The organism is Pseudomonas sp. McL0111 (genome assembly GCF_052567255.1).
On sequence record NZ_CP199585.1, the window covers coordinates 605754 to 621980 of the forward strand.

Consider the following 16227-nt stretch of genomic DNA (forward strand, 5'->3'; position numbering starts at 1 on the left):
CCCTGAAAAAGGAAAACTAAAGCACGCCTGTATGAACTCGCCATGACACCACTGATCAATGTGGGAGCCAGCCTGCTGGCGATGGTGGTATGTCAGGCACCTTCAACGTCGCAGACAGATAGCTATCGCTAGCAGGCTAGCTCCCACAGGGGTACTGCGGCGTCAGGCTTTGGCGGGCTCCAGCGCCAGCTCCACCGCTTCAGGCCGTTTCACCGTCGCGTAAACCACCGCCGTCAACAGACTCCCCGCAACAATCGCCAGCAGATACAACAACGCATGGTTGATCGCATTCGGAATCGCCAACACAAACAAGCCACCGTGCGGCGCCATCAGTTTGCAGCCGAAATACATCGACAACGCACCGGTCAGCGCACCGCCAGCAATGCTTGCCGGAATCACCCGCAACGGGTCTTTCGCGGCAAACGGAATCGCCCCTTCGGAGATAAAACACAGCCCCAGCACCAGCGCCGCTTTACCGGCCTCGCGCTCGGTCTGGGCGAACTTGCGCCGGGCGATGAACGTGGCGATACCGAGACCAATCGGCGGCACCATACCGGCGGCCATGGTCGCGGCCATCGGTGCATAACTCTGCGATGCCAGCAGTCCCACCGAGAACGCATAGGCCGCCTTGTTGATTGGCCCGCCAAGGTCAACGCACATCATGCCGCCAAGCAACACACCCAACAGAATCGCGTTGGTGGTGCCCATGCTGTCGAGGAAATGCGTGAGCGCGGCAAGCATGCCCGCCACCGGTTTGCCGACCACGTAGATCATCACCAGCCCGGTGATCAGGCTGGCGAACAACGGGATGATCAGAATCGGTTTCAGCGCCTCAAGACTTTGCGGCAACGCGACATAGCGACTGATCAGCTTGGCCGCGTAACCGGCGATGAAACCAGCCACGATGCCGCCGATAAACCCGGCGCCCAGCGTGCTCGCCAGCAAGCCGCCGATCATCCCAGGCGCGAGGCCCGGACGGTCGGCAATCGAGTAAGCGATGTAACCGGCCAGCAAAGGCACCATCAGTTTGAACGCGGTCTCGCCACCGATCTGCATCAGCGCGGCCGCCAGCGTGCCTTCTTCCTTGAACGCGGTGATGCCGAACACAAACGACAACGCGATCATCAAACCGCCCGCCACCACCATCGGCAGCATGAACGACACACCGGTCAGCAGGTGTTTGTAGACGCCAGTTTTCTCTTGTTTGGCCGGTGCCTTGCCATCGCTGGCAGCGCTTTCCTGCTGCGCTTCGGCCAAGGCTTTTTTCAGCGTGGCTTCCGATTGCTTCAACGCAATGCCGGTGCCGCAGCGGTAAATTTTCTTGCCGGCGAAACGCTCGGTGGCGACTTCGATATCCGCCGCCAGCAGCACCACGTCAGCCTCGGCAATCGCTGTTGCACTCAACGGATTACGAGCGCCAACCGAGCCTTGGGTTTCGACTTGCAGTTCATAGCCCAGACGCTTGGCCGCTTGCTGCAAAGCCTCGGCCGCCATGAAGGTGTGGGCAACGCCAGTCGGGCATGCAGTGACCGCGACGATACGCGGCACGCTGTGCGAAACAGCTACAGACGCAACCGCATCGGCGACATAAACCTGCGCCTCTTCAGCACCACGCCGCAGCACTGCTTCGACATCCTGCAACGCTTGCGCCGGGGCAATCTGGAACACGCGTTTGCCGACAAAGCGGCGCATGTCGACCGAGCCGGTGCTGACCAACAGCACCCACTCTGCCGCCTCGATGGTGGCTGCCGACAACTCGCGCTCGGGATGCACCGCATCGACCACTTCGACGCTGGTGCTCCAGCCCTGACGCTGGGCCGCTGCGTCGAGCAGCCGGGCGCACAGCACACTGGTGACCATGCCGTTGGGGCAGGCCGTGACAATGGCTAACTTCATGACAAACCCTCTTATTGTTCTGTCAGGGGGCGCACGCGCACACCCTGTTCGAGCTGCGCCAGTTGCGCGGCGTCGTTAATGCCAAACCCGATCTGCGTCACCGCCATCGCGGCAATCGCGGTGGCTGTGCGCAAGGTCTGCTCAGGCGTATCGGCACTCAGCAAACCGTGGAGCATGCCTGCCAGCAGCGAGTCCCCGGCACCCACGGTGCTGGCGACGCTGACCTTCGGCGGCGAGGCATGCAATGCCGAACCGACGCTGAACCAGTTCACGCCGTCAGCACCATGGGAAATCACCACATGCTCGATGCCTTGAGCGTGCAACCGCGCCGCCGCTTGTGCCTCGGCAGCGTGGGAAACCACATCGCAACCAAGCGCATCCGTCAGCTCTTCAGTGTTCGGTTTGATCAGCCACGGGCCGGCCTGGAGGGCGGCGCGCAGTGCTTCACCACTGGTGTCGAGGGCGACTTTCAGACCGAGCTGTTTCAACTTCTCGATCAGTTCACGCAACCACTGCGCCGTGACGCCACGCGGCAAACTGCCGGCGACCACCACCGCATCATGCCCCGGAGCGATCTGCAGCAGACGCTCCAGCAAAGTCTGCTGCGCGAGTGCATCCACCACCGGCCCCGGGCCGTTGATGTCGGTGATGCGCCCGTTCTGCTCAGCGACCTTGATGTTGCTGCGGGTCTCGCCCGGAACACGGACGAAGGCGTCGACAAAACCACGCTTGGCGAACAGCGTTTCGAACGCTTGCAGATTGTCTTCACCGAGAAAACCGCTGACCGTCATTTGATGCCCGAGGTCGGCCAGCACTTGCGCGACGTTGACGCCTTTGCCGGCGGCATGGGTGTGCATTTCGTCGCTGCGATTGACCTGACCGGGCGCCAATTGCGTCAGCTCGACGGTGAGATCCAGCGCCGGGTTGAGGGTCAGGGTTAGAATCTTGGCCATTACAGGGCCTCCACTAATGCGCGCACTTCGTTGGCGCTGCCCACGGCCAGGGCGTGTTGAGCAAGGGTTTGCGCCTGAGTCAGGCTGAGTTCACGGATGCGTGCCTTGACCTCGGCGATGCTGCGCCCGGACACGCTCAACTCATCGACGCCGAGGCCGACCAGCACTGGCACCGCCAGCGGATCTGCCGCCAGCTCACCGCAGACGCCGACCCATTTGCCATGGGCATGGGCCGCACGCACGGTGATGTCGATCAGTTGCAGCACTGCAGGATGCAAGCCATCGGCCTGCGCGGAAAGCGTCGGATGACCACGGTCGATGGCCAGGGTGTATTGGGTCAGGTCATTGGTGCCGACGCTGAAGAAATCGACTTCCCTGGCGAGCACCGGCGCCAGCAATGCGGCTGACGGCACTTCAATCATGATCCCCAGTTGCAGGTCGGCGACCGGAATTTCCACACGCAAGCGTTCGGTCATGTCGCGGGCCTGACGCCACTCTTCAACGCTGCCGACCATCGGGAACATGATGCGCAAAGGACGGTTGTCGGCAGCACGCAGCAAGGCACGCAATTGCGCTTCCATGATCTGCGGACGCTGCAAGGTCAGGCGAATGCCACGCACGCCGAGGAACGGGTTTTCTTCCTTGGCAATCGGCCAATACGGCAGCGGTTTGTCGCCGCCGACATCCAGCGTGCGCACCACCAGCGGCCGTCCGCCGAGACCATCGAGAACGCGACGGTATTCGGCTTCCTGAGTCGCCTCGTCCGGCGCTTGCGGGTGGGCCATGAAAATCAGCTCGGTGCGCAACAGACCGATGCCTTCGGCGCCCTGCTCCACTGCGCTGATCACGCCAGCGCTTTCACCGATATTGGCGAACACTTCCACGGCATGACCGTCGGTGGTGTGCGCCGGTTGATGGCGTTGTTCGGCGGCAGCCTTGAGGCGTTGTTCGCGAGTGTCGCGTTCTTCCGTGGCGCGTTGCAGGGTCGCCGCGTCGGCATCGACATGCAGACGCCCACGCTGACCATCGAGCAGCAACGGCGTGCCCGACTTCAACAGCAACACCGCAGCACCAGCACCGACCAGCGCTGGAATCCCCAAGGCGCGGGCGACGATGGCGCTGTGCGCGGTCGCGCCGCCACGAGCGGTGAGAATCCCTGCGACCCGTGCCGGATCAAGCCGCGCCACGTCCGACGGGCCGACTTCATCCATCACCAGAATGTACGGTTGCTCAGGTTCGCTCGGGGTTTGCACGCCGCACAGTTGCGCCAGCACCCGCCGACCAATATCGCGCAGGTCAGCGGCGCGCTCGGCGAGCAAGGCATCTTGCAACGACTCCTGTTGTTTGGCCGCCGCTTCGATCACCGCCATCCAAGCCGCTTCGGCGCTTTCGCTCTGTTTGAGGCGGGTGTCGACTTCATCGGTGAGTTCCGGGTCGTCGAGCATTTCCTGGTGGGTGATGAAGATCTCGCGAATCGCTTTGGCTTTGCTGCGTTCGATCAAACCCTGGATGTCGTTACGCACCTCGGCCAGCGCCTGTTTCAGACGCTCGCGTTCGATGGCGGCGGATTCGCCGCGCAACGGGTATTCGATGACTTGCTGCACTTGAATATGCGCCGGGCCAATGGCGATCCCCGGTGCTGCGGGAATCGCTTGCAGCTGACTGCCCGAGGCCGGTGCCAACAACACTTCGGCAATATCGGCGATGACTTCGCGCTGTTGGCTCACGGCAGGCAGCGGCTCGACTTCTTCACCGAGCCCTTGTTCGATAGCCGCCAGCAATGCCGGCAAGGCATCGGCGGCGATGCTCGGCTCGGCGATCAGTTCCAGCACCTGACCGCGACGAGCGCCGAGGCTGAGCAGTTTGCTCAAGCTCTTAACCGACACCGCGCTGTCCGTTCCATCGACGATGCGCACGCGGATTTCGCCGTCAAAACTCTTGGCGAGTTGCGCGAGAATTTTCGCCGGGCGCGCGTGCAGACCATGGGCGTTGGCCAGTGCAATGCGTGCGCTTGGCCAGTCGGCAGGCAGTTCGCCGCCGAGCACTTCCAGAACTTTGCGACTGCTGGTGGCGCGGCCCAGTTCATGCCCGCGACCTTCAATCAGCAACGCGCACAAACGTTCGAGCAGCGCCTGATGCGCCTCGCCAAGGCTGGCCAGACAAAACAGACCGCTTAGCGGCTGACCGAGGTAACGCATCGGTTTGTCCGGAGTGACGAACGCCAGACCGGGACGCTTCACCGTCTGCTCGCTGTCCAGCCACCACAGGCCGTCGCCCAGCGGCAGCGCTTCGACCTGTTGCAGCACCGCAGAGAAACCGTTGCTCACACAGTCGGCCTGCCGCAGGAGTCGCGCGCCGCGCCAGACCAGTTCTTCGAAATCGTCGGCGGAAACACCGAGGCCGATCATTTGTGCATCCAGCGCCAGTTCCTGCGGCGCGCCTTGCAGCAGTTTCAGCAAGGCTTCGGGCGAACTGGCGCGACGCAGCGCCTGCCCCAGATCAGTCTCGCCGAGGGCGCGGGTCAACAGTTGCAGCAGGCGCAAATGCTCGTCGGATTTGGCGGCAATGCCGATCGCCAGATAAACGATCTGCCCGTCGCCCCAATCGACGCCGTCAGGAAACTGCATCAGCCGCACGCCCGTGGCGAACACCTGATCGCGGGTTTGTGGAGTGCCATGGGGGATCGCAATGCCCTGACCGAGAAAGGTCGAACCCTGGGCCTCCCGGGCCTGCAATCCGGCGAGGTAGCCGTCGGCGACCAGACCATCGGCAACCAGATGACTGGCCAGCAGTTGCAGGGCTGCAGGTTTATCCACAGCCGACTGGCCCATGGATATTTGCTCTACAGTGAGTTCGAGCATGCGATCTCCTTTTTGACGCGGGGCGCGCCAGGTATTGTTTTGAATGGTCTCAGCTTAGGCGCTGGTCAGCCTTCCTTTTCGGCGGCTGTTTTGGCGGTTTCACGGCAGAACCGTCCAAATGCGTCTAAAACGTAGAAAATACGCCTGCTGAAACGTTTAATCTAGATTGTTCGGCACGTTACTCGATAATGTTCCATCCTTGAAGTCCAACTTGTCGGATGCGTTGCGACAATAGTCGCCTGCCCGAATCGGGTAGGATTGGCGAAAATGTCGGGGCAAGCTCGAAAAAACAAGGAAATCCCGGGTTGAAACTCAGTGATATCGCACGGTTGGCCGGAGTGTCCGTGACCACCGCCAGCTACGTCATCAACGGCAAGGCCGAACAGCAACGCATCAGCAGCGCCACCGTCGCGCGGGTGCAGGCTGTCGTCGAATTGCACGGCTTCACGCCAAATCCTCAAGCGGCCGGGTTGCGCAGTCGGCATACCCGCACGTTGGGCTTTATTTTGCCGGATCTGGAAAACCCCAGTTACGCGCGAATCGCCAAACTGCTGGAGCAAGGGGCGCGGGCTCGTGGTTATCAGTTGCTGATCGCCAGCTCTGACGATGCGCCGGACAGCGAGCGGCAATTGCTGCAACTGTTCCGCGCCCGTCGCTGCGACGCGCTGATCGTCGCCAGTTGCCTGCCGGCCAGTGATGACAGCTATCGGCAGTTGCAGGCCAAGGGCATGCCAATCATTGCCATCGACCGGGTCATGGATCCCGAGCATTTCTGCTCGGTGATCAGTGACGACCGCGAGGCCAGTCTGCACCTGACGCAGAGCCTGCTCGACCCGCAGCCGAAACAGATTGTGCTGCTCGGTGCCCGTCCTGAACTGAGCATCAGCCAGGAACGTGCGGCCGGTTTCAAACAGGCGCTGGTCGATTTCAAGGGCGAAGTGCTGGTCGAACATGCCGAGGCGTTCAGTCGCGAATGCGGCAAGCAGTTGATGGACGAACTCCTGCAACGTCTCGGGCATTTGCCGGATGCATTGGTGACCACTTCTTACGTGCTGTTGCAGGGCGTGTTCGATGCGCTGCATGACTTCCCGCTGAAGTCCCGCCCGCTACGCCTCGGTACGTTTGGCGACACCCAGTTACTGGACTTCCTGCCGCTGCCGGTCAACGCCATGGCCCAGCAACACCAGTTGATCGCCGACAAGGCGCTGGAACTGGCATTGGCCGCTGTCGAACAAACCGACTACCAGCCTGGCGTGCAGGCCATCGCCCGTACGTTCAAGCAGCGTATTCACCGGGACTGAACCGTGGAGCTGATCGACAGCCACACCCACCTCGACTTCCCCGACTTCGACGCCGACCGCTTGGCGTTACTCGCCGAAAGCCGCGCCCTCGGGGTGCGGCGGATGGTGGTGTTGGGCGTCTATGAAGGCAACTGGCAGCGGGTCTGGGATCTGGTGCAAAGCGATCCTGATCTGTATGCGGCGTTCGGTCTGCACCCGGTGTATCTCAATCAGCACCACCCGCAAGACTTGCAGGCACTCGGTGACTGGCTGACGCGCCTGCGCGGTCATCGACAACTGTGTGCGGTGGGTGAGATCGGTCTGGATTACTTCATCGAAACCCTCGACCGCGAGCGGCAACAGGCGTTGTTCGACGCGCAGTTGCAACTGGCGGTGGACTTCGAACTGCCGGCGCTGATCCATGTGCGACGCAGTCATGCGGCGGTGATCGCCACGCTCAAGCGTTATCGTCTGAAACGTGCCGGGATCATTCATGCCTTCGCCGGCAGTCGTGAAGAAGCGCGGGAATACATCAAGCTCGGCTTCAAACTCGGCCTCGGCGGCGCGCCAACCTGGCCGCAAGCCTTGCGCATGCACCGGGTACTGGCGGACTTGCCGCTGAATTCGATTGTGCTGGAAACCGACTCGCCGGACATGGCGCCCGCCATGTTCCCCGGTCAACGCAACAGCCCGGCGCACTTGCCGGCGATCTGTGAGGCGCTGGCGCAATTGATGAATATCACCCCGGAAACACTGGCCGAGGCCAGCACTGCCAACAGCTGCGAAGTGTTCGGTTGGTAATCAGTCGGCGTGAGTCTTGGCGGCGTCGAGGCTGAGCGTCAGTTGCTGACGATGACGGGCGTAACGCACCACAACGAAGTAGACAAAAATCGTGATCAGCGAGGCATTCAGTTGCTCGGTGACCGTGAGCAACCCTATCCATTCCATCACCAACGCCACCAATAACGCGGTGCACACCGTCACCGATGCGCTAAAGCGCAACAGCGCCAGCGAATCGAGCGACTTGAAACGGCTGATCTGTTTCGGACAGCGCAGCTCAAGGGCTTTTTGGCAGTGGACGCAGGTGAAGGGTTCATTGATCGCAATCGCGTTGAGTTGCCAGGGCTTGAGCAACAGCGTGATCTGGCAATGGGCGCAGTGGCCGCGGATTCCCAACGTTGCGACGGACATGATTGGCCTCCTCCTATAGGTCAGATGGTATGCATCATGGTTGATTGAAGCCGAAAAACCAGTGCGAGGAAGAAAACCGGATATGGCTTACAGACGCGAGTAAAAAAGGATTACAAATTATTCAGACAACACCACAAACCTGTGGGAGCGAGCCTGCTCGCGAAGGCGGTGTGTCAGACAACAAATAGCTGAATGAAACACCGCTTTCGCGAGCAAGCTCGCTCCCACATGGGTTATGTATATTCAGACACGAAAGGCGCTGATCAGCTGTTTGAGTTCGACCACCTGCGCTGACAGCGCCCGGCTGGCGTCTTCGGTCTGGTGCGCGCCCTCGGCGGTGCGTTCACCAGCACGGTTGATCTCGACGATGTTCTGATCGATATCGTGCGCCACGGCAGTCTGTTGCTCCACCGCCGCAGCGATCTGCTGGTTCTGATCAACGATCATACCCACCGCGCCAAGGATGTTTTCCAGCGCCCGCTGGACTTTTTCCGACTGCCCGACCGTGCCATTGGCCATCTGATGGCTGACGCCCATGGCTTTCACCGCAGCGCCGACGCCGCCGTGGAGCTTGGCGATCATCTGTTCGATTTCTTCGGTCGATTGCTGGGTGCGTTTGGCCAGCGTGCGTACTTCGTCCGCGACTACGGCAAAACCACGGCCCTGCTCACCGGCACGCGCCGCTTCGATTGCCGCGTTGAGTGCCAGCAGGTTGGTCTGTTCGGCGATGCTTTTGATCACTTCCAGAACACGGCTGATCGACTGGCTGTCACTGGCCAACTGGTTGATCACCAACACTGACTGATCGATCTCGCTGGCCAGCGCGGCGATGCTGCCCTGCTGCGACTCGACCAGACCACGACCGTTGATGGTCTCATCATTGACGCTGTGGGCGCTGCTCACCGCCGCCGCTGCGCTGCGCGCCACTTCCTGCGCGGTCGCCGACATCTGGTTCATCGCCGTCGCCACTTGCTCGATCTGCGTGCGTTGCCCGGCCACTGCCTGATTGCTTTGCGCCGAGACGTTTTCCACTTGCCCGGCCTGACGCTCGACTTCGCCGACGGTATGCCCGACGCGTTCGATCAGGTCGTGAATCTTCTTCACCGTGCCGTTGAACACTTCACCCAACTCGCCCAGCTCATCGCGGCTGTGGGCCACAAAATTGACCGTCATGTCGCCAGCTGCGACCTTGTCCATCATCGCCCCGAGGCGTTTTAGCGTGGTGCGGGTCGAGGCGTAGAAACCTCCGTAGAGATAGAAAATCAGCACGAACACCACCGACAGCGCCACCGCCTGCAACACCATGTGCGTGCGGTTCTGTGCCAGCCGTTGCTGCAATTGGGTATCGAGGAATTTCAGGGTGGATTCGTTGAGCTGGTAGGTCTTGTCCATCAGGGCGCTGACCTGGTCGTAGAACGGCTGCCATGGCGCATCAAGGGTTTCGGCCATCACCACTTGCTCTTCGAACAGTTCGCTGGCCTGTTTCAATGAGGCCTTGCTGGCCTCGGCCTGAGCGCTGAGGGATTCACGCGCGGCTTTGCTTGATCCGAGGGCGTCCTGCAGTTTCAAGCCGTATTCGGCCTGGAGTTTTTCGATCTGCGCCAGCAGCTCATCAAAACGGGTGCTCGACGCGCTGTTGAGAAAGCCCTGCCCCAGCGAATACGAGCCGACGGCGCGGCCTTCGCCGAGGGTTTGCGTGACGAGCGGCGTAGTGCTGGTCAGCAGTTCGCTGAGCTGACGGATATCGCCTTGATTATCGCGGCTCAAACCGGCCTGACTGGCGACGATCTGACTGAAAATCTGCGCATTGCCGAGCAATTTGCCGATCAACGCACTTTTGCTTTGCAGGGAGTTTTCCACCTGTTGGGCTTTGAACGCGGCGATCATTTCATCGCGTTTGCCGTCGAACACCTTGATCTGCTCGGGATCGTCGGTCATCGCCTTCAGCCCTTGCAGGCGCGCCATCACCGCTTGCTCGAGGGTGCTGATTTTCGCCTCGACATTGCCGGCCTTGCCGGACTGGCCAAGGGTGACGTTGATTTGCACGAGGTTATTGAGCGTCTCCAGATCCCGGCGCAGGGTCAGGCTGTTGCCCAGCAGATCAAGGCTTTGCAACTCGACCTGGGTGCCCTGGAACTCACGATAGGAATCGCGCACCAGATAGAAATTGGTTACCAGCATTGGCACCAGAAACAGCACGCTGATCAAGCTGAACTTCATGCCGAAGCTCAGACGGTTCATCAGCGAGACGGCGGGATAGAGCAAGCTCTTCACTGGAAGTCTCCCTTGGTTTTTTCTTGTTTTTATTGGCAGGCGCGGGGCGACAGCAGATAGCCACTATCCGGCGCCATCTCTGTATAGCTCAAATCGAAGGGAGGTTTTGTAACTTAAGGTTAACGAAAAAAAAGATCACATCCTGCAACAGTTCCAACAGGAGAATGTGATCCCTGTAGGAGCTGCCGCAGGCTGCGATCTTTTGATCTTCCCGCTGAATCAGTGAATCAGAACGGTCCACAGCGCAAACCCGGCATACCACAGCACCGCAGCGCGCAGCAGCAGTTCCCACAGGCAATCAAGCGTGTTGATGCCCTCTGGCCCGACTGCCGGAGCCGGAATCTCCCCCGCCGCCAACCCGACCCGATTGATCAGTTGCGCAGCGCTGATGTTCCAGTTCAGCAGTTCATGCAACATCACCCGGCTGACCGCGACAAAGTTGCCGACCAGCGCCAGACTCGCTGCCAGCAGACGCACTGGCACCCAGTCGAAGGCGTGCCGCAGTTGCGCCGCACGCTCAACCAGCGCCGGGGTCTGGCCATGCTCTTCGGCCAACGCCAGCAAGCGATAGGCCAGCGCCGCCACCGGACCGAGCACGAAGTACCAGAAAATCACCGCAAAAAAGCTTTGATAGGCCTGCCAGAGCAAATGCCCCTGAACCTGTTCCAGCAACTGCTCGCCGCTGTCGGCGCAGATATCCAGATCGCGCTTGGCCACATGCGCCGCAGCTTGCAGGTCTTCACGGCGCCAGGCATCGCGAAACGGCCCGAGACCGCCGAGCAGGTCGCCACGCCCAAGACTGTAAATCACCACCAGCAAATGCACGGGCAAGGCCAGCAAGCCGTAGGCCACCGGTTCCAGCACCAGCAGCAACAGGCCCAATAGAGCCACCGGCAGCAGGACCATGATCGTCAGCACCAGCCATGATCGATTGGCCAGCCGTGGGCTGTGTTCAAGCTTGTTCAGTTCGCGGGTCCATCCGCCATCGCGTTGAACCCGATGGCGCAGGGCCGAGAACTTCTCGATCCACACGGCCAGCAGTAACACCAGAAAACTCATTGTCCTTCCTCTTGTGCCAGGGCTGCGCGGTAACGCGCCCAGTCAAACCCCGGGCCAGGATCAGTCTTGCGCCCTGGGGCAATGTCGCTGTGTCCACAGATGCGTGTGCCGGTTATAGCCGGAAATGCCTTTTGCAACTGACGGGTCAGCGTGGTCAACGCCTGATACTGCGCATCGGTAAATGGCAGATCATCGGTGCCTTCAAGTTCAATACCTACGGAAAAATCATTACAGGTTTCGCGCCCTTCGAAAATCGATACACCTGCGTGCCAGGCGCGCTCAAGACAAGAGACAAACTGCGTGACCTTGCCGTCACGTTCAATCAGAAAGTGCGCCGAGACCCGCAGGTCGGCAATCCCTGCAAAGTAGGGATGCTCGGTGACATCCAGACGATTCTGGAAAAATTCCTGCACCTTGCCGGTGGCAAACTGCGCCGGTGGCAGGCTGATGTTGTGGATCACCAGCAGGGAGATTTCGCCCTCAGGGCGTTCATTGAAGTTGGGCGATGGGCAAACCTGCACCCCGTGACACCACCCGCTAGCGCGGTCCAGCTGCATACCGATTCCTTCAACGCCGACTGTGTTGGCGCTCAGTATGCCGCGATCCGCCCCCCGCGCGCGATCACTTGCCGCGATTGAGTCGCCGCAAATTACCGAGTACCGATTCCAGTGCCCGGTCGAACAACAGGGTGTCGTCCAGTGCCCGCACGGTGCCACGACGGAATTCCAGGGCGAGCCCGGTGCGGGTGCGCTCCAGCACTTTCATCCCGGTACGGTCGACAAACACGTAGCGGCCGGTGGCTTCGATGATCGCCGCGAGTTTGCAGCGCAGGGTGTGATCTTCATCTTCCTGAAATGCCACCCAACTGCCGAGACGCAATTGCTCGACCTGGCGCAGACCGGCATCGTCGTGAGGCAAGCGCTGCGAACCCGGCGCCACACCGCCCTCGTCGGCGGTGTGCAGGACGATCTGCTCTGACACTTCGACCATCGCCGCAGCCTCGGTCTGATCCGGCTCGGCGCCATGTTCCAGCACCCGTACATGCAGGGCTTCCAGCTCGCTGAAAAACTCGCTGGTGGCAAACGGGTCGAACGCCGAACTGCTCAGGCCATCGCGCAGCGATTTGAGTAGCCCCGGCACCAATGCCAGCAGGCGCAGGCTGGATTCGGCATCGTCATGGCGCTGCACACTCCAGATCAGTTGCTCCATGGTTTGCACGTCGGCATGCCATTCGGCGGACTGGTCGCCATGCTTGAGACAGGTCAGCAGCAAGACTTTGCTCCAGGCATCCTGGACGAAGCTCACCACCGATGGCGGCAGCAACTTGCCCAGCAAGGCCTGATTCAGTACTTGTTCGACCCGCTGCCGGGCCAGCTCGGTTTTCGCCCGGCCCTCTTCCGCATCGCGCAGGCGTTGTTCGAGTAATTCGCTACGCCGACGCTCGTCGCTGGTGAAGGCGAGGAAGTCAGCGAGCAATTCGGAAAAGATCGCCGGGTCATCGACAAAATCCGTCAGCAAGCGCTGTACGACTTGTTCGATACGCAGATACAAACTGCTGCGCGCCTCACCGTCGCAATCGCCCCAGCCCATCGCGGCATCGGCGATTTCGTTGAGCAGGCGTCGCGCCGGGTGGCTGCTGCGACTGAAGAAACTTTTGTCGAGCACCGCAACCTTGAGCATCGGAATCTGCAACCGGGCGATCAGTGCCTTGAGCGAGTCAGGCAGATTGCGATCATCCAGAATGCACTCGAAGACCATGGCGATCAGATTGATCACGTCCTCGTCCGCACCGCCGACGATCCGCGATTTGCCGCTTCTGACGCTGACCCGCGTCAGCAACTGTTCGAGCTGATTGCGCAGATCAAAGTCGTCCTGCGCCGCCAGCGCCGGCACGTATTGCTGAAGATGCGAGAGCAGGCGCAGCAGGTCACGGGTGGTGATCGGCTGCGCCGCAATATTCGGTTCGAGGGTCGGCGCGACGCTGCCACGCACGTGCAGCAGCAGTTCCTGCAACGCAGCAAAAACTTCCTGCACGCCTTCGTCGGCGGGTGACGGGTCGCTGCTTTCTTCGCTGGAAACGGCAGCCGCCGCACGATCGATCGCCCGACGCGCAGGCGCCGGTTTCAACTCTGGCAGCACGCCGGTGGCGATCAGCAATTGGTTGGCTTCGCTGTAAAGCTGCTCGGTGTCGGCCAGCACGTAGCGCTCGAAGAGTTTCAACAGGATCAGTTTGACCTTGATCTCCACGCCAAGATTGCGACCGGCCTGCAAGAAATACTCACAGAGCAGCGCCGGACCGAGCGGGTTGTGCTGATCGTCGAGAGGTTTACCGAGCAACGCGCTGAGCCGCGCGGTCAGTTGATCAAGGGCAAAGCCGTCACGCTTGAGCACGCGGCCGACCATGGTCTCGACCGCCACGCTGCGTTCCATGTCATCGGTACGCGGCGCCGACTCTTCGAACAGCAACGGGCACGACAAGGTGTTTTGCGGGCAGTCGTGTTGTGTGAGGCCGGTAAAGGCTTCGAAGAATTGCTCAAGAAAGCCACGCTCGATGTTTTTGCGCTTGAGGCGCAGGTCGCGCATGGCTTCGAAAAAGATGTTTTGCTCGACGTCGTTACGCGCCCGATCAGCCATTTCAAACAGCGTGTCGTCGGCGTTATCGAACAGTTCCTGCAACGCGTGGCGCAGTTGCTGCGCAGCCTTGTCGCGGACCTGAAGCAGAATCACAGGCAGGCGGGCGAGCGGCGAGTGATTCGCCTGATCGGTAGCAGCCTTATGCAAAGGCACTACATTCCCGTCTTTGTGCATCCAAGCCTCCTGAAACGGTGATTCTTCTGCCACTTTCAACACAAGGCACTTGTGGGGCCTCAACGACAGTCAAAGGCATGACGTCAAATACAAGGCGGATTATCTGGCAAAAGCTGCTCCCAACGCCATAGGCATCAGGGTTTCCCCTAGGCGCGGTGATACTCCAGTGACAATGACTGACGAGCATGTACTCAAAGGAAATCGACCGGATGCAGGCACGCAGGCGAGTTCTCGCCTTGGGTTGGCTCGCGCCATGGCCCTATAATCGGAGCACTTAGTTTGTGGAGCCCGTTATGCCGAATCTACGTCTCGCCGATTTGACCGCCGAAATCGAAGCCAACGTGCGCCGTGCGTTGCTCGAAGACATCGGCAGCGGCGACATCACCGCGCAACTGATCCCGGCCGAACGTCTGGCCAAAGCCACCATCATCACTCGCGACGCGGCCGTCATCTGCGGCACCGCGTGGGTCGATACGGTGTTTCGCCAGCTCGATCCGCGTGTGGCGGTGCACTGGCAAGTACGCGACGGCGAACGGGTCCAGCCCAATCAGCCACTGTTTCATCTGGAAGGCCCGGCGCGTTCGCTGCTGACCGGCGAGCGCAGTGCGCTTAACTTCTTGCAATTGCTCTCGGGCGTGGCGACTCGGGCACAGTATCTGGCGGACTTCGTCGGCCAGACTCAGGTCAAACTGCTCGATACCCGCAAGACTCTGCCGGGCCTGCGCTTGGCCCAGAAGTACGCTGTCACTTGCGGCGGTTGCCACAACCACCGGATCGGCTTGTATGACGCGTTCCTGATCAAGGAAAACCACATTGCCGCCAGCGGTGGCATCCCGCAGGCGATTGCCGCCGCACACAAGATCGCCCCGGGCAAACCGGTGGAAATCGAAGTGGAAAGTCTGGATGAGCTGAAGGCAGCCCTTGCGGCGGGTGCCGACATCATCATGCTCGACGAACTGAGTCTGGAAGACATGCGCGAAGCCGTGCGCCTGAACGCCGGCAAGGCCAAACTGGAAGCCAGCGGCGGGATCAACGAAAGCACGTTGCTGCCAATCGCCGAGACCGGGGTGGATTACATCTCGATTGGTGCAATGACCAAGGATGTGAAGGCAGTGGATCTGTCGATGCGACTGAGCCTCTGAGCTAAAAATGTGGGAGCGGGCTTGCTCGCGAAGAGGGAGTGTCAGTCGACGTAATGGTCGCCTGATTCACCGCTTTCGCGAGCAAACCCGCTCCCACAGTTCAGACCACCAGATTATTCATCTCGCAGTACTCGTCCCACTCGACGCCCAAAACTTCGGCCGCTTCCTTATGCAGCACAAGACGCTGAGCCTCGAACTCCTCCGGAGTGCTGGTGTACTTGAGCGTCAGTTCCCACGGCTGCAAGCCCTGAGCTTCGGCTTCGTCTTCGAATGCCCACTGGATCTGGTCTTTCTGATCATCAGGACTCAAGTCCTTGATCTCTTCCAACAGTTGAGGCGCGTCGAGTTTGTACTTTTCCAGCGCTTGTTCGTGGCGTTGCTCTTGGGTCAATTCTTTCACGGTCATGGCGTTCTCGCTGATCATGGGAATGGAAGATGGATCTGGATCATCAAGGATCTCTCTGACGCGGATTGTCCGGCCTTCAGAACCATTCGGGATCATCTGAAAACTGCTGGGCGATGCTCATGCAGACTCCGAATATAGGACGTTTGCCTGAGGAATTACACGCCTCTTTACATCTCCCCCACAAAAACCTGTCGCAGGGATCAACTCAACCGCAGGAATCAAGAGAAGTGGTGCCCGAGACAGGAATCGAACCTGCGACCTTCGCGTTACGAGTGCGCTGCTCTACCGGCTGAGCTACACGGGCGGTGGGCTAAACCTAGCAGCGCTATCGAGGTTCGGCAAACTGAGGGGTGCCGC

At 60.5% G+C, this 16227-nt stretch carries 12 protein-coding genes, 1 tRNA gene and 1 pseudogene; 3 read left to right on the plus strand and 11 right to left on the minus strand.

Annotated elements, in window-relative coordinates:
* Window positions 1–162: 162 nt before the first annotated feature.
* Genes ACTWLJ_RS02890 through ptsP form a run of 3 tightly spaced genes read right to left on the minus strand, consistent with a single transcriptional unit; the run spans window position 163 to window position 5710 of the window.
* Window positions 163–1896 (minus strand): PTS fructose-like transporter subunit IIB, encoded by a 1734-nt coding sequence (locus ACTWLJ_RS02890; protein WP_445179802.1) that lies wholly within the window; start codon window positions 1894–1896, stop codon window positions 163–165.
* Window positions 1897–1907: 11 nt separating this feature from the next.
* On the minus strand, window positions 1908–2849 hold the full coding sequence (gene pfkB, locus ACTWLJ_RS02895) for a 1-phosphofructokinase (RefSeq protein WP_445179803.1): 942 nt from the start codon (window positions 2847–2849) through the stop codon (window positions 1908–1910).
* Window positions 2849–5710 carry a phosphoenolpyruvate--protein phosphotransferase gene (gene ptsP / locus ACTWLJ_RS02900; RefSeq protein WP_445179804.1) on the minus strand — a complete coding sequence of 954 codons (2862 nt, stop codon included), beginning with the start codon at window positions 5708–5710 and terminating at the stop codon, window positions 2849–2851. Before ptsP ends, pfkB begins: the two co-directional genes overlap by 1 nt.
* 305 nt (window positions 5711–6015) lie before the next feature.
* Between ptsP and cra the strand changes: the two genes are divergently transcribed.
* Entirely contained in the window at window positions 6016–7011 is a 996-nt protein-coding gene (gene cra / locus ACTWLJ_RS02905) for a catabolite repressor/activator (RefSeq protein ID WP_445179805.1), read from the plus strand.
* Between the two features lie 3 nt (window positions 7012–7014).
* Entirely contained in the window at window positions 7015–7791 is a 777-nt protein-coding gene (locus ACTWLJ_RS02910; protein WP_445179806.1) for a TatD family hydrolase, read from the plus strand.
* On the opposite strand, the gene ACTWLJ_RS02915 is transcribed toward ACTWLJ_RS02910, so the two are convergent.
* From ACTWLJ_RS02915 to ACTWLJ_RS02940, 6 genes and pseudogenes are all read right to left on the minus strand, one after another.
* Window positions 7792–8181, minus strand: coding sequence for a hypothetical protein (locus tag ACTWLJ_RS02915; protein ID WP_445179807.1), 390 nt, complete (start codon window positions 8179–8181; stop codon window positions 7792–7794).
* 243 nt (window positions 8182–8424) lie between these two features.
* Window positions 8425–9138 (minus strand): methyl-accepting chemotaxis protein, encoded by a 714-nt coding sequence (locus ACTWLJ_RS02920; RefSeq protein WP_445181443.1) that lies wholly within the window; start codon window positions 9136–9138, stop codon window positions 8425–8427.
* Between the two features lie 144 nt (window positions 9139–9282).
* Window positions 9283–10422 (minus strand): annotated as a pseudogene (locus tag ACTWLJ_RS02925) (HAMP domain-containing protein); the annotation flags it as partial.
* A gap of 252 nt (window positions 10423–10674) precedes the next feature.
* Window positions 10675–11514 (minus strand): regulatory signaling modulator protein AmpE, encoded by an 840-nt coding sequence (gene ampE, locus ACTWLJ_RS02930; protein WP_401217411.1) that lies wholly within the window; start codon window positions 11512–11514, stop codon window positions 10675–10677.
* Complete coding sequence (gene ampD, locus ACTWLJ_RS02935) at window positions 11511–12071, minus strand: 1,6-anhydro-N-acetylmuramyl-L-alanine amidase AmpD (protein WP_401217408.1); 561 nt, start codon at window positions 12069–12071, stop codon at window positions 11511–11513. The genes ampE and ampD overlap by 4 nt, the downstream gene beginning before the upstream one ends.
* Window positions 12072–12135: 64 nt before the next feature.
* Window positions 12136–14322: a DUF1631 domain-containing protein gene (locus ACTWLJ_RS02940; RefSeq protein ID WP_445179808.1), complete on the minus strand. Its 2187-nt coding sequence runs from the start codon at window positions 14320–14322 to the stop codon at window positions 12136–12138.
* Between the two features lie 293 nt (window positions 14323–14615).
* On the opposite strand from ACTWLJ_RS02940, the gene nadC reads away from it, so the two are divergent.
* Window positions 14616–15464 (plus strand): carboxylating nicotinate-nucleotide diphosphorylase, encoded by an 849-nt coding sequence (gene nadC / locus ACTWLJ_RS02945; RefSeq protein ID WP_445179809.1) that lies wholly within the window; start codon window positions 14616–14618, stop codon window positions 15462–15464.
* 100 nt (window positions 15465–15564) lie between these two features.
* On the opposite strand, the gene ACTWLJ_RS02950 is transcribed toward nadC, so the two are convergent.
* Window positions 15565–15870: a DUF6388 family protein gene (locus tag ACTWLJ_RS02950; RefSeq protein ID WP_401217400.1), complete on the minus strand. Its 306-nt coding sequence runs from the start codon at window positions 15868–15870 to the stop codon at window positions 15565–15567.
* 228 nt (window positions 15871–16098) lie between these two features.
* A tRNA-Thr gene (locus ACTWLJ_RS02955) sits at window positions 16099–16174 on the minus strand.
* Window positions 16175–16227 lie beyond the last annotated feature (53 nt).

Bases quoted from the DNA above. Each gene is read 5' to 3' on its own strand.
- ptsP (WP_445179804.1), bottom strand. From the start codon at position 5,710: ATGCTCGAACTCACTGTAGAGCAAATATCCATGGGCCAGTCGGCTGTG.
- ACTWLJ_RS02940 (WP_445179808.1), bottom strand. From the start codon at position 14,322: ATGCACAAAGACGGGAATGTAGTGCCTTTGCATAAGGCTGCTACCGAT.
- ACTWLJ_RS02890 (WP_445179802.1), bottom strand. From the start codon at position 1,896: ATGAAGTTAGCCATTGTCACGGCCTGCCCCAACGGCATGGTCACCAGT.
- ampD (WP_401217408.1), bottom strand. From the start codon at position 12,071: ATGCAGCTGGACCGCGCTAGCGGGTGGTGTCACGGGGTGCAGGTTTGC.
- ampE (WP_401217411.1), bottom strand. From the start codon at position 11,514: ATGAGTTTTCTGGTGTTACTGCTGGCCGTGTGGATCGAGAAGTTCTCG.
- ACTWLJ_RS02920 (WP_445181443.1), bottom strand. From the start codon at position 9,138: ATGAACCAGATGTCGGCGACCGCGCAGGAAGTGGCGCGCAGCGCAGCG.
- pfkB (WP_445179803.1), bottom strand. From the start codon at position 2,849: ATGGCCAAGATTCTAACCCTGACCCTCAACCCGGCGCTGGATCTCACC.
- ACTWLJ_RS02950 (WP_401217400.1), bottom strand. From the start codon at position 15,870: ATGACCGTGAAAGAATTGACCCAAGAGCAACGCCACGAACAAGCGCTG.
- ACTWLJ_RS02915 (WP_445179807.1), bottom strand. From the start codon at position 8,181: ATGTCCGTCGCAACGTTGGGAATCCGCGGCCACTGCGCCCATTGCCAG.
- nadC (WP_445179809.1), top strand. From the start codon at position 14,616: ATGCCGAATCTACGTCTCGCCGATTTGACCGCCGAAATCGAAGCCAAC.